12 protein-coding genes are annotated in these 13,586 nt (G+C 41.9%); 9 read left to right on the plus strand and 3 right to left on the minus strand.

All coding sequences use genetic code 11. The features are described 5' to 3' along the window. Nucleotides 1-5: 5 nt before the first annotated feature. Both LAQ65_RS13320 and LAQ65_RS13325 read right to left on the minus strand, forming a co-directional pair. Nucleotides 6-1,055, minus strand: a complete 1,050-nt coding sequence (locus LAQ65_RS13320) for a sensor histidine kinase (protein WP_224117466.1) — start codon at nucleotides 1,053-1,055, stop codon at nucleotides 6-8. Nucleotides 1,056-1,089: 34 nt separating this feature from the next. Further along, the gene (locus LAQ65_RS13325; protein ID WP_224117467.1) at nucleotides 1,090-1,776 is read right to left on the minus strand and encodes a response regulator; all 687 of its coding nucleotides are present in this window, start codon (nucleotides 1,774-1,776) and stop codon (nucleotides 1,090-1,092) included. A gap of 146 nt (nucleotides 1,777-1,922) precedes the next feature. Here LAQ65_RS13325 and LAQ65_RS13330 point away from each other — a divergent pair, with 146 nt between their 5' ends. The 9 genes from LAQ65_RS13330 (at nucleotide 1,923) to LAQ65_RS13370 (ending at nucleotide 12,773) form a co-directional block, all read left to right on the plus strand. Then, nucleotides 1,923-4,124, plus strand: a complete 2,202-nt coding sequence (locus LAQ65_RS13330) for a hypothetical protein (RefSeq protein WP_224117468.1) — start codon at nucleotides 1,923-1,925, stop codon at nucleotides 4,122-4,124. A gap of 20 nt (nucleotides 4,125-4,144) precedes the next feature. After that, nucleotides 4,145-5,923: an ABC transporter ATP-binding protein gene (locus LAQ65_RS13335; RefSeq protein WP_224117469.1), complete on the plus strand. Its 1,779-nt coding sequence runs from the start codon at nucleotides 4,145-4,147 to the stop codon at nucleotides 5,921-5,923. A gap of 89 nt (nucleotides 5,924-6,012) precedes the next feature. After that, nucleotides 6,013-7,122 (plus strand): F0F1 ATP synthase subunit A, encoded by a 1,110-nt coding sequence (gene atpB / locus LAQ65_RS13340; RefSeq protein WP_224117470.1) that lies wholly within the window; start codon nucleotides 6,013-6,015, stop codon nucleotides 7,120-7,122. Between the two features lie 50 nt (nucleotides 7,123-7,172). After that, nucleotides 7,173-7,412 (plus strand): ATP synthase F0 subunit C, encoded by a 240-nt coding sequence (gene atpE, locus LAQ65_RS13345; RefSeq protein ID WP_224117471.1) that lies wholly within the window; start codon nucleotides 7,173-7,175, stop codon nucleotides 7,410-7,412. Between the two features lie 156 nt (nucleotides 7,413-7,568). Further along, the gene (gene atpF, locus LAQ65_RS13350) at nucleotides 7,569-8,072 is read left to right on the plus strand and encodes a F0F1 ATP synthase subunit B (protein WP_224117472.1); all 504 of its coding nucleotides are present in this window, start codon (nucleotides 7,569-7,571) and stop codon (nucleotides 8,070-8,072) included. 25 nt (nucleotides 8,073-8,097) lie between these two features. After that, nucleotides 8,098-8,661: an ATP synthase F1 subunit delta gene (gene atpH / locus LAQ65_RS13355; protein ID WP_224117473.1), complete on the plus strand. Its 564-nt coding sequence runs from the start codon at nucleotides 8,098-8,100 to the stop codon at nucleotides 8,659-8,661. Between the two features lie 33 nt (nucleotides 8,662-8,694). Beyond that, on the plus strand, nucleotides 8,695-10,275 hold the full coding sequence (gene atpA / locus LAQ65_RS13360; protein ID WP_224117474.1) for a F0F1 ATP synthase subunit alpha: 1,581 nt from the start codon (nucleotides 8,695-8,697) through the stop codon (nucleotides 10,273-10,275). A gap of 337 nt (nucleotides 10,276-10,612) precedes the next feature. Further along, nucleotides 10,613-11,926, plus strand: a complete 1,314-nt coding sequence (locus LAQ65_RS13365) for a hypothetical protein (RefSeq protein ID WP_224117475.1) — start codon at nucleotides 10,613-10,615, stop codon at nucleotides 11,924-11,926. Between the two features lie 223 nt (nucleotides 11,927-12,149). Continuing rightward, on the plus strand, nucleotides 12,150-12,773 hold the full coding sequence (locus LAQ65_RS13370; protein ID WP_224117476.1) for a hypothetical protein: 624 nt from the start codon (nucleotides 12,150-12,152) through the stop codon (nucleotides 12,771-12,773). Between the two features lie 38 nt (nucleotides 12,774-12,811). Here LAQ65_RS13370 and LAQ65_RS13375 read toward each other — a convergent pair whose 3' ends face one another. Continuing rightward, a complete protein-coding gene (locus tag LAQ65_RS13375; protein ID WP_224117477.1) occupies nucleotides 12,812-13,522 on the minus strand; it encodes a hypothetical protein in 711 nt (236 codons plus the stop codon). Nucleotides 13,523-13,586 lie beyond the last annotated feature (64 nt).

A 13,586-nucleotide genomic window follows, 5' to 3' on the forward strand; every position in this document is an offset into this window, starting at 1 on the left:
GTGCTTTACTCTTTGTGGGCAGACAGGGTAAATCCTATAGTGGTGCCTACATCTGGTTTGCTGCGTACATGCATCGATTCACCATGGGCTTCGATAATATGTTTGCAGATGGCTAATCCAAGCCCGGTGCCACCTTTATCACGGCTTCTTGCTTTATCTGTACGGTAAAATCGTTCAAAAATGCGGTGCAGGTGTTCTTCCTCAATACCAATACCATCATCACGTATTTCAATAAGTACTTTAAATTCATCGGTTTTGTAAATACTGGCCACAATTGTTCCTCCTGGTTTGCCATATTTTGACCCATTCTCGATCAGGTTAATCAATACCTGGCGGATTTTTTCCTTATCTGCAAATACATAAATCGGCGACTCACAACCTTTTTTTATAGATGCCACGATCTGCTTTTGGTTGAGTTTCAGTGAAAGTGATTCAATAACCTCCCTGATAAGGTCCTGTATAACAAAATACTGGCGATATAAAACCTGTTCCCCGGTTTCAAGCCTTGAAATTTCATCAAGGTCATTCATTAGGTTCACCAGCCTGTCTACATTACGGCTGGTATTTTCCAGGAACTTCTTTCGCACTTCCGGGTTTTCCATTGCCCCGCCCAGCAATGTGTCTACATAACCCTGGATAGCGAAAATTGGGGTCTTGAATTCATGCGCCAGGTTCTGTAAAAACTCTTTTCGGTAAGCTTCATTTTTTTGTAAAACTTCTATTTCGCCCTGGCGCTGTTCGGCCCATTTTTCTACATCTTCCTTAACTTCATCAATACTTTTTTGGGGAATGATATATTTATTATAAAACTCTTCCCGTTTTGTTGCCTTGGTCTGGTAGATGAATTTATATATCAGTTTTATCCTCCGGTATATAAACTGCTGGAGAAAATAAAAAATCAGGAGGTAAGCGACCAGGAACAAAACCAGGAATGAAGCCAGCGCAATCAGCCATGATTTTACCAGAATAAGGTTAGCCAGTCCAACCAGTGCCGAAATAGCTAATGCCAATACTGCCGATACCTGGCTTGGGGAAAGGTTTTTTAAGTTAAACATGGTGTAGCGAAGATACCCAGAACTGTTAAAAAGGTTACAGGCTGAATTTGTATCCGACCCCTTTAACGGTCGTTATACAATCAAGACCAAGTTTTTGCCTGATTTTGCGGATATGCACATCAATTGTACGATCTCCAACTATAACATCATTGCCCCAAACCTGGTTTAAGATTTCATTCCTGAGGAAAACCCGTCCTGGCCGGGAAGCCAGTAAATACAATAGTTCGAATTCTTTTTTTGCCAGTGTTTTTTCTTCTGCATCCACCATAACAATGAATTTTACCGGGTCGATAATCATGTTATCGATATGCAGTACGCTGTTGGTTGCAGCTTCTTTTTTATTAACCCTTCTGAATAATGCATTTACCCTGCTTAGCAGCAACTTTGGACTGATCGGCTTATTTACATAATCATCGGCACCTGTATCCAGCCCCTTCAGCTGCGAGGACTCATCGCTCAGGGCGGTAAGGAAAATAATAAGGGTATCTTTAAATGAAGGTTGGGTACGAAGGATTTCACATACTTCGACACCTGTTTTTTTGGGCATCATTATATCCAGGATAATCAGGTCGGGCTTTATCTGCTTGGCCCTCATCAAGGCCTCATCGCCGTCCCTGGCAGTATATACCTCGTATCCTTCCCCCTGCAGATTATACTGGATAATTTCCAGGATATCCGGCTCATCGTCCGCAATTAAGATCTTTTTGCCTTTTGTATCCATTAACAATTTCTTTATACAAAGGTAACCTACTGCGCTAACCTGCCAATTTTCAGGCGATTATGAAATTGTTAAGGGCCTACATACGTTATTACAATGTTATGACGTTCTTTCTATTTCTGAGTACATTTATATTAAGGCTCATATCTATGAAGAAACTGATATCTTTTATTTTGCTGGTTATCTTATTCCAGCATATATCTGCCCAAACTTCAGCACCGGTTTATGCAATTGACCGGGGAAGGTTGATTTTTCATGAAAATATTGACAAGGAGCAGAAAAAATTATATACACAGCCTGGTTCTTATATCAGGGGTTATATTCCCATTACCAAAGACGAAGCTTTTAATGGCCAGGTAAAATATGCAGTGCTGGAAATGGTTGATGACATGCAGCAGAATATTGAACTCGACAGCGCCTTAAAAGATAACGAGAAGAAAAAATACCTGAAAGGCCTTGAAATACTGGTAAGGCAAATTGGCCAGGGTGTTAAAACCAGGACTTTTTCTTCTGCTCTTGCACCTGAAATGGTGAAAAGTTTTGAAGCGGCAATGAACCTTGACCGCCAGAATAAAAGCATTGAGGGAATTGTACGTGACCAGCATTACTGGGTAGGTAAAACCCTGGTTGATTGTTTCAGTTATCCTGAGAACAGGGGCGTTCCGGCCAGTAAGGAAATACTGACGATGAAATACCTTCAGTTATATCCTGAGAAGACAATGCCTTTCCTGAAAACTAATTTTACTTACCCTAAACGGGATAGCCTGATTGCTGCCGAAGCCCGTCGTGATCCCAGGAAAGTGTACGATTATGCTGCAGCAAATGATGCGCTTGCCCGTTATATCCGCAACCATCCCGATTCCGTGGTGAAAGTGATCGCAGAAATGGCAGCAAGTAAAAGCGGGCAACTATATTTCCCCTTTATTGATGATATCTATCGCGGGAAAATAAGCTTTGACGATATTGATAAAGTTAAAGACAACGACCTCGAATATTACCGCCTGATGGTTAAAACCAGGCTGCAGCATACCAGCAGGATGTTACAGAAGGATACCCCAATGGAAAGCAAAGCCCTGGTTGAACGGATGGAGTTTAAAGCCCGCCAGTATTATATCAGCCAGATAAACGGCTTGCATACTTCACCTGACCCAGTCCGCTTTAAAGTATTGGACCCATTGTCACCCCAGGAGCTTTATTACCTCTGTGTTTTGGGCGAAGATGAAATTTACACATCAAGTTACCGGGGTGTTTTTAAAAGGATTATCCAGCGACTGAAAGGAACACCTACAGATAGCCTTTTAATGACAATGAATTTTGATTATTTCAGGAAGTTCATCAAAATGGCCGCGGGTTATAATGAACTGGATACCCTGTTAAAACTGATGCCGGATTCCAATGCCACTGTGCTGATGAAATCATTCATGTTTGGTTTGGAAAAAACCACCACGCTTAAATCCGTTGAAGATGCGGTGGATGTGGCAGATGCTTATAGCAGTATTTATGAAAAAAACAAGATATTATCCGATAGGATGATGCAGGATGCCAGATGGAATTATGACCGTTGCCTGAAAAACGGTGACCCCAATGGCCAGAAAGTTTATTTCATAGAAAAAACACTTTTTGAATCTGCAGATTCCACCAATAAGACGGATGTTTCGACATTATTGGGCATACCCCCTGTTTATAAAGTGTCTTATGACCGGCTTTTAGATACTGCAGGAAGGATTATCCAGCAGGTGTTTTTTTACGGGGATGAAGATAAAGACGGGCAAAATTCCTATAATAATTTCATGACCCTGTTTAAAGGGAAGGCAGATTGGGCAATTACCGAAAACCCCGATTTTGTCACTATAAAATCAACCAAGGGCAAACCGGTTTGGATATTTGCCAATAAGCCTTTGTACGGGGAAGATGATCCTGATACCAAAGCTCAGGTTAAGTTGCGGGAATATTTTGATAAAAACGGATTGGAACCTACTATTTATATCCATCGCGGGCATAGCTATCATGTAAAATCATCCCTGGACCAAATTACACCCTCGGCGAGGATTGTTATCCTGGGTTCTTGCGGCGGCTACAACAACCTTAATGAAGTTTTGCTGATCAGTCCTGATGCCCATATCATTTCTTCCAAGCAAATTGGTACCCGTACCGTGAATGAACCTATCCTGAGTGCCATCAATAACAACCTCCGGAGTGGCCATGATATTGATTGGATACCCATGTGGGGTGAGTTAAGCAAGCAGTTCACCGGGGAAAGCAAGGATCGGTTTGACGATTATATCCCTCCATACAAGAACCTGGGCGCAATTTTTATCAAAGCATACCGTGGGGTTGAGGAGGAGCAATAAGGACCCCCTATCTTTGCGGGATGTCGTTTGCTTCACCGAACAAGAAAATTTTTGATTTTGCGCTGCTAAGAAGGGTATTTCGGTTGGCAGAACCGTATAAACGAAAAGTAATTGGTTCGCTTTTACTTGCTATTTTCCTGGCTGTTTTATCGCCGGTACGCCCTTATCTTATACAAATAACCGTAAATAATTATATCCGTAACGGATTACTCGACTGGGTAGTTAGGATTACCATTATCCAGGCGGTATTCCTTGTTATTGAAACGGTTTCCAGGTTCCTGTTTTCGTTTACCACTTCCTGGCTTGGGCAATCTGTTGTAAAAGACCTGCGGGTAACGGTGTTTAATAAAGTGATCCACCTTAACCTGTCTCAATTCGATAAAACGCCTATTGGAACCCTCACTACCCGGACGATTAATGATATCGAGTCCATCAATGATATATTTTCAGACGGACTGATTCCGATTATTGCAGATTTTTTATCAATTATTTCCATACTGTTTGTGATGTTTTGGGTGGACTGGAAGCTGGCGGTAATTAGCCTTTTACCATTTCCCATATTAATATTGGCAACCTATGTTTTCAAGGAAAGTGTGAACCGCTCTTTCATCAGGGTAAGAAATGCTGTGGCAGCACTAAACGCATTTGTACAGGAACATTTAACCGGGATCCAGGTAGTACAGGCATTTGCCGCTGAGAACCGGGAATATGGGAAGTTCATGAAGATCAATAAAGACCACAGGAATGCCAATATCAAGGCGATTTTTGCCTATTCGGTCTTTTTCCCGGTAGTGGAAATCGTTTTAGCAGTTGCAACCGGATTGTTGGTATGGTGGGGTGCCGGCAAGGCAATGCTCCTACCCGAGGCAGAGGCAGCAGCAATGTCTGGCAAAATGATCGCTTTTATCCTGTACTTAAACCTGTTGTTCCGGCCACTCAGGGTAATCGCCGATAAATTTAATGTACTTCAAATGGGTATGGTAGCCAGTGAGCGGGTTTTCAAATTGATAGATAATGACGATTATATTCAACAGGAAGGGGAATATGCCCCTGATAAAGTGGCTGGATTAATTGAGTTCGACCATGTATGGTTTGGCTATACAGAGAACAGGTATGTATTGAAGAACCTGAATTTCAGGGTGGAACCCGGAGAAACCGTTGCGCTTGTTGGTCATACCGGAAGTGGTAAAACCTCAATTATTAGCCTTTTAAACAGGTTATACCATATTAATAAGGGGCAAATCAGGATTGACGGTGTTCCGGTTGAAGCCTATAAACTGGATGCCTTGCGCCGGCAAACCGGTGTGGTACTACAGGATGTTTTCCTTTTTTCAGGATCGGTCCTGGATAATATTACACTGAGGAATCCCGAAATCAGCCGCGAACAAGTTGAAAATGCTGCACAACTTATCGGAATGCACCAGTTTATTGAGCAATTACCAGGGGGCTATGATTATAAGGTAATGGAAAGGGGTAGCACTCTCTCATTAGGCCAGAGACAATTGCTTTCTTTCATCCGGGCGCTGTTGTACGATCCTTCAATACTGATCCTGGATGAAGCGACATCCAGCGTAGACACTGAAAGTGAACAACTTATACAGCACGCTATAGAAACTTTAATTTCTGGAAGAACCGCAATTGTAATCGCCCACAGGTTAAGTACGATCAGGAAAGCAGACAAAATTATTGTCCTGGAAAAGGGCGAAATAAGGGAAATCGGCAATCACGAAGAACTTATGGGTAAGGAGGGATACTATTATTCGTTGTACCAGAGCCAGTTTGAAGCGGCAAAGGCATAAATGGTTTAAGATTCACCCTTCTTTTTGCCTTCTGAATTTTGAATATTTACCTGATTCCTTCCTATCTTTGCGCAAAATTTACAACCAGCATGGCAAGAATTTCCTTCAAAACTACACTAGTAGCGGCTTTCAGCGCGGTTTTAATATTTTTCGGTTCTTCAGCGTTCGCTAAAGAGGAAGGTGAGGGCGGCCATGGTGAAGGTGCAAAGGAGGAATTCAATGCTGGCGAAGCTATTTTACACCATATCGCCGATTCACACGAATGGCATTTCTTTAGCTTGGGCGATAAACATATTTCTCTCCCTTTGCCTGTAATTGTTTATTCACCTGAACGTGGACTAAGTATATTTTCTTCAAGTCATTTTCACCATGGTGAAGAAGTGTATAATGGCTATAAGCTGGAACATGATAAAGTGATTGGGGTAAAAGAGGACGGATCAACAGATGAATCAGTGAATGTGTACGATTTTTCAATGACCAAGAATGTGGTACAGATGATCCTGGCGGTAATTACCCTGATCTGGGTCATGACTGCTATAGGAAAAAAATACACCCAGGAAGGAGCTGGAAAAGCCCCATCTGGCTTCCAGAATGCCATTGAACCTGTCATCACTTTCGTAAGGGATGACGTTGCAAGGCCAAACCTGGGGCACAAGTATAAAAAATACCTCCCTTATTTATTAACCGTATTTTTCTTTATCCTGATTAATAATTTATTCGGGTTATTACCTGGAGCAGCCAATGTTACCGGTAATATTGCATTTACTGCCCTGCTGGCCCTGGTTTCCTTTATAGTAATCATGTTCAGTACAAACAGCCATTTCTGGGGGCATATTTTCTGGCCTCCCAATGTACCCCTGCCAGTGAAAATTATTCTTATCCCCGTTGAATTGATGGGTGTGTTCATTAAGCCTGTGGCCCTCATGATCCGTCTTTTTGCGAATATGACTGCGGGGCATATAGTTATTTTAAGTTTTGTTTCCCTGATCTTTATCTTCGGACAGATGAGTACAATAGCAGGATGGGGTTTTTCACCTGTTTCCATTGCATTTTCTGTATTTATTTACCTGATTGAAATATTAGTAGCATTTATCCAGGCTTTTATTTTCACCACCCTGACGGCTGTTTTCATTGGTCAGGCTTTTGAAGGAGAACATCATGCCGAAGGCGCTGGTCATCATGAAGCGCTTTCACATTAATAATTGTAGAATTTTTTTATACACATCTAAACACAAATTGTATGTCAATCATGAACATTCTGTTGGAAGTTGGCCAGGCCCAGATGGGTGGAGCAATTGGAGCCGGACTTGCAGCAATCGGTGCTGGTATCGGTATCGGCCAGATCGGTAAAGGTGCGGTTGAGGCGATTGCCCGCCAGCCTGAAGCAGTTAATGACATTCGTGGAAACATGATCCTGACCGCAGCGTTCATTGAGGGTGTTGCCCTTTTCGCTGTAATCGCTGGTCTGTTGGCTGTATTGGCTAAATAAGCCACGTAAACTAAGTGCTGCATCCAGAGCACAGGGCCGAGGGTGCAGCTTCTTATGTTCTTGTGTGAAGATGTTTTAAATTGATGAAGGAATTTGATTTTTGAATTATTGGTGTATACGAACCCATTCACCATTCACTATTAATAAGAGATTACTATGGAATTATTACTGCCTGCCTTAGGGTATTTCGTTTGGACACTGGTAGCTTTCCTGATTGTGTTCTTCATCCTGAAGAAATTTGCCTGGAAGCCCATCCTTACCACATTGAATGAGCGGGAAAAAAATATTGCCGATTCAATCGCCAATGCTGAACGGGTAAAAGTTGAAATGGCCCAGATGAAAAATGAAAATGAGGCGATGATCCAAAAAGCCCGTGAGGAACGTGCTGAAATGCTGAAAGAGGCGAAGGAAATGAAAGACCGCATTGTAAGCGAAGCGAAAGAACAGGCCAAAGTTGAAGCCAATAAAATCCTGATTGATGCTCAGGCTTCCATCGAACAGCAAAAAAATGCAGCGCTTACAGATGTTAAAAACAGTATTGGTAACATGGTTATTGAGGTAACGGAAAAAGTAATTCGTCGTGAGCTGGCAGGAAAAGCAGAGCAGGAATCGTATATCAGGACTTTAGCTGATGACCTGACAAAAGGCAGCAGGAATTAATTGAATAAATCAGAACAACAATCAGATGCGCAATACACGTGTTGCTAACAGGTACTCAAAAGCATTAATGGATCTTGCTGTAGAAACCAAACAGGTTGAGGCAGTAAAGAAAGATATTGATATGCTTCGCCAGGCCACTACCGGTGAGCTGAACCAGGTTTTATTATCACCCATTATCAGGCATGATAAAAAAGTGCAGGTATTCACTGCCATTTTCAGCGGTAAGATTACCCCATTAACAGAATCCTTTTTCAACCTGGTTTTTGCCAAGGGCAGGGAAGTTGCACTGGTAGAGATCTTATTGGAATTTGATGCCGAATACCGCCGGATGCATGGTGTGAAAACTCTTCAACTAACCACTGCAATGGCGGTTTCCGAAACTGTTAAAAATGAAATTCGCGAAAAATTTGAAGCACTGCCAAGATACCAGGGTATTAAAATGGAAGTGACTGAAACAGTTGATGAAAATATCCTGGGCGGATTTATTGCACAGATTGAAGACCTGTTATTTGATGCCAGCATCAGGCATGATCTTGCTGTGATCAAGAAACAGTTTGTAGAGAACATGTATGTTCAGAAAATCAGATAAGTAAACATTGAAAAAACGAATAAATAATCTATCATGGTAAGCATTAAACCAGATGAAATATCAGCGATATTGCGCCAGCAGCTGAGCAACTTCAACACTTCAGCCGAACTGGAAGAAGTGGGAACCGTTTTGCAGGTGGGTGATGGTATTGCCCGTGTATACGGATTGAACAAAGTACGCGCGGGAGAACTGGTAGAGTTTTCCAATGGGGTTAAAGCGATTACACTTAACCTTGAAGAAGATAATGTGGGAGTGGTATTGTTGGGAGAATCTTCAGAAATAAAAGAAGGTGACAAAGTTCGCCGTACCGGCAAAATCGCTTCCATAAATGTAGGCGAGGGGCTCGTTGGCCGTGTTATTAATATGTTGGGAGAGGCAATTGATGGTAAGGGCCCGATTAAAGGTGAGCTGTATGAAATGCCATTAGAGCGTAAAGCGCCAGGGGTAATTTTCCGGGAACCGGTTAAAGAACCGCTGCAGACAGGTATCAAATCCATTGATGCAATGATTCCTATCGGACGCGGACAAAGGGAGTTGATTATCGGCGACCGCCAGACCGGTAAAACAGCCATTGCTGTTGATACGATCATCAACCAGAAAGAATTCTATAAGGCTGGTAAGCCGGTTTATTGTATATATGTTGCGATTGGTCAGAAAGCTTCTACTATTGCCGGAGTAATGAAAACCCTGGAAGAGAATGGCGCAATGGAGTTTACTACAATCGTAGCTGCCTCTGCATCAGACCCTGCACCACAACAATTCTATGCACCTTTTGCCGGGGCAGCAATCGGGGAGTTTTTCCGTGATACCGGACGCCCTGCCCTGATCATTTATGATGATCTGAGTAAGCAGGCAGTTGCTTATCGCGAGGTTTCTTTGTTGCTTCGTCGCCCACCAGGCCGTGAAGCATATCCTGGTGACGTATTCTACCTGCACAGCCGTTTGTTGGAGCGTGCGGCTAAAGTAATCAGTAAAGATGAGGTCGCCCGAAATATGAACGATTTGCCTGAAAGCATTAAGCACCTGGTAAAAGGCGGTGGTTCACTGACTGCCCTTCCAATTATTGAAACCCAGGCTGGTGACGTATCTGCATATATCCCAACTAACGTAATTTCCATTACCGACGGCCAGATCTTCCTGGAAGGCAACCTGTTCAACGCAGGTATCCGCCCCGCGATTAACGTTGGTATTTCTGTAAGCCGTGTTGGTGGTAATGCACAGATCAAATCAATGAAAAAAGTTGCCGGTACACTCAAACTTGACCAGGCACTATACCGCGAAATGGAAGCTTTCTCTAAGTTTGGCGGTGACCTTGATGCGGCAACTAAAATGGTGCTGGACAAGGGTGCCCGTAACGTGGAAATCCTGAAACAGCCCCAGTATTCACCCTACTCCGTAGAGAAGCAGGTTGCCATTATTTACCTGGGTACACAAGGTTTGTTACGCGAAGTGCCTGTTAACCGTGTGAAGGAATTTGAAGAATTATTCCTGCTGGATATGGAGAATAAACTTCCAAATGTATTGGCTGAATTCAAGAAGGGAAATCTTCCTGAAGATGGTGTCCAGAAAATGGTTGAGCTTGCGAAAGGATTAATGGGACAGTATAAGAAGTAAGTTATTGTGAATAGTGAATAGTGAATTGGAGGAAATGAATGAAAGGTGCTATCAGGTTTTGATAGCACCTTTTTTGTTCTACAATTCCAGCGATGTCGCCATTCACGATTTACAATTCACCATTCTCCCCTTATCCATTCGTCGAAAATCCTCAAGGGGTACTTGCAACTTTAAAAAAACCGTTTAATCTTTGTTTTGCCTAAGTGCGTTATCCAAATCTCCTCCTGATTACCGTATCCATATCTTAGTTTCATTTTCCCAACTCCTTTGAATTACATACTGATCGTATTCCAATATCTATAGTTACCCAAGAGTTCGTTACCCTAAACTATAGATCATGAAACAAATGTACCCACGTCCAACTGCAATTGCATTGGCTAAAGTGTTCCAGACACTTTTTATGTTGACTTCTCTCTTATGCGTTATGAGCGTTTCAGCTCAGTCTTTAAATTTCAGCAAATATGAATTAGTGAATGGTGGTGAAGGCCAGAAAGGCGCTGAATACCGTTTTACAGGTGTCATTAATGATACCAAAGGAAATCCACTTGCTGATTGTATTGTTCGGATTGATGGAATTTCCCCGGGTGTACAATTAAAAAACATTGACAATCCAAATTCAGCAGATGATGCTGCATTCCAGCCTGTAGTAGAACATATGAATACCATCGGGCCATCATGGATTGAATTCAGTTTCTCTTTTATTCCACATGTTGCTGGTAAAAATGACAATGATATGTTTCAGTTGCCATTGCTTGCAGCTTCAATATATGGACTTAACGGTTTTGACAAGGCGCAGGAATTTGTTGAGTGCGACCTGGGCCGCAACAGCCAGGTGATTTATGAAACAGAAATAAATAACCTGATGGTTACCCGCATTGGAAATTCATACCGTGCAGAAAATAAATGGGGTGTGCAAACAGGCAAGATGGCTTCGGCTTCAATTTTTGAGAAATTCTCTTTATTGAATCAGCAGGTTACAGGTTTTAAAGTGAAATTTGGTGTGAACAGGAAAGCTCAAACCTGGGCAGGTGTTAGTACATATAACCTTGCACTTAGCAATTCAGCTCCGGACCTTACTGCTTCTTATAAGCCATCTGTGATTTCATTTGATGCAAAAGCACAACAGAACTATGTTTCAGTTGAGTGGAATACTGCCAGGCCCGAAGCTGTGAAAGATGTTATTATTGAGAAAAGTGCAGATGGTGCGCAGTTTTCAGCAATTGACAATATAGATATGAAGGCAGTGAAAAATATAAACGGACATTTTTCTTATGCTGACCAGGCTGCCACCGGCAATACCAGGCAAATCTATTATCGCCTGCATATGGTTAAAGAAAATGGCGGGGAAGAATATTCAGCTATCCGTAAGGTAATACTTGCCGACTGCGCTAGCCAGGTTGATCTGAAATTGTCTTCTTCCTTAATTACAGATAAATTAATGCTCACTATTCCGCAGAACTGGAATAATAAAGAGGTGGTTTTTGAAATCTTTAATGAGAATGCTGGCCTGGTAAAAAAAGTTATCGAGCATAAGGCGCCTGCCAATGTTGAATTGGAATTAAATGACCTGCCTGCCGGAACTTATGTGATCAGGTCAAGTTGCCAAAAGGAATTCGCAGTTCAGTATGCAATACACGCAAACAGGATGTAAAATATATAATGATCCGGCCCTTGGGTTACGTAAAAAATTTAATGATAGTTTAGTTTTAAAGGGTACGATCAACAAGGCCTGGCTATTCTTAGCCGGGCATTTTTTTTGATACCTGTTAATGATATAAACTGGTTTACATTTGAAGTGAAATTATTGCTTTGCGAAAGCTCCCGGATGGATAATTCCAGGCATTTATTAAGAAATGGTATAAAAAACAAGCAATATGCATAACGAATCGAACCAGGAGGAAAATTTGCCTGAGTCAGTAAAACAGGAGCTGATTCACCAGATGATCATTTCTGCCCGTAAGGAACATAGTGAAAACGGGCTGGGCTGGATAGTATGGGGTATTATTCTATTCGTTTCCTGCCTGGGCACTTATTTAATGATGGAATACCAGTTAAAGGGAAGCTTTTGGCTTTGGTTTATTGTAGTCCCATTCGGCATTGTTTTAATTATTATTTCTGTTATCCGCAGGAAAACAAGGCAGCATAGAAGAACCCTGACTTATGCACAGGAATTGCTGGAAGAAATTGCCATCGGTTTTTTTGCCAGCCTATTAGCCATGATTGCTGGCATTAATGTATACTTTGCACTTGGCGTGGGTAGTTTGGAAATTAAATTCTGGGGATTTTTCTTTATCCTTTTTGGATTCTGGATATTTATCCATGGAAACGCTTTAAAATTCAGGCCTTTGGTGATAGGCGCAGTATTGATCTGGATTGCCGGTATTGCAATGTTTGCAATAGATGATATGAAATACGAAATGCTTACAGGGGCAGTTGCTGTTTTACTTGGTTACCTTGTACCGGGCTATCTTTTATTTTCCCAGTCAAAGAAACAGTAAACCTGATCCCTTGTTTCTTTGCTGATTGGTGTTCAGTATTAATCTTTAATCAACCTCAGTTTAAGTGCTGGTTTACTGTCAACGGCCAGGTCGAGCCAGTAAATTCCTGCCTCAAGTTTATGGGTTCCCGTTAATGTCAATTGCTGTTGGCCACTATTGACTTTCCCTTTTTTGTTCATAATCTCATTTCCCTGGTCATCTGAGATCTTCGCAGCCAGGTAGCCACCTTCTTTTAGTGCAACCACAAGACTGATATCGTTGCCTTGGGGATTCGGCATAACAGTTATGTAGTCTATGTTTCCCCTATTGTTTACCCGTACTAAAATGGGTTTTGTGTATTGTATTTCATTGTATTCGTTCCGATTGCCAAGCCTGTAAAAAATATCACGTTGATAGATGGCCTTGTTCCCGGGCTTATCCGTAAATGAATATTTAAAGGAAGATGGCATATAACCTGCTGCTGATCCTGATCCGATCGATTCAAAGTGTTCACCGTCAAGACTCCTTTCAACAATATAACCGGTAACGGGTAAACCTGCAGTTGTCCATTCAAGGTTAACCCTGTTGTGGGTAAAAGAAGCGGAAATAGATTTAATTCCTGTTGAAAAAGCTGGAGTTGATGAGGATGTATTTACCGGAATGTCTTCAGTGTACCTGGCCCATTTCACTTCCATATTCTGGGCATGTAAAGAATAAGCTGAAATAAAAGACAGCATCATACTGGATGCAGACATAAGTAACTGTTTCATAGTCGTACTTTTTGTTGATTACGGGATCGGCCAGGGAATAGAACGGGAAGTTCAAAGGATTTGA

The organism is Flavihumibacter profundi (assembly GCF_020076305.1).
In the GTDB taxonomy this organism is placed as follows: Bacteria; Bacteroidota; Bacteroidia; order Chitinophagales; family Chitinophagaceae; genus Flavihumibacter; species Flavihumibacter profundi.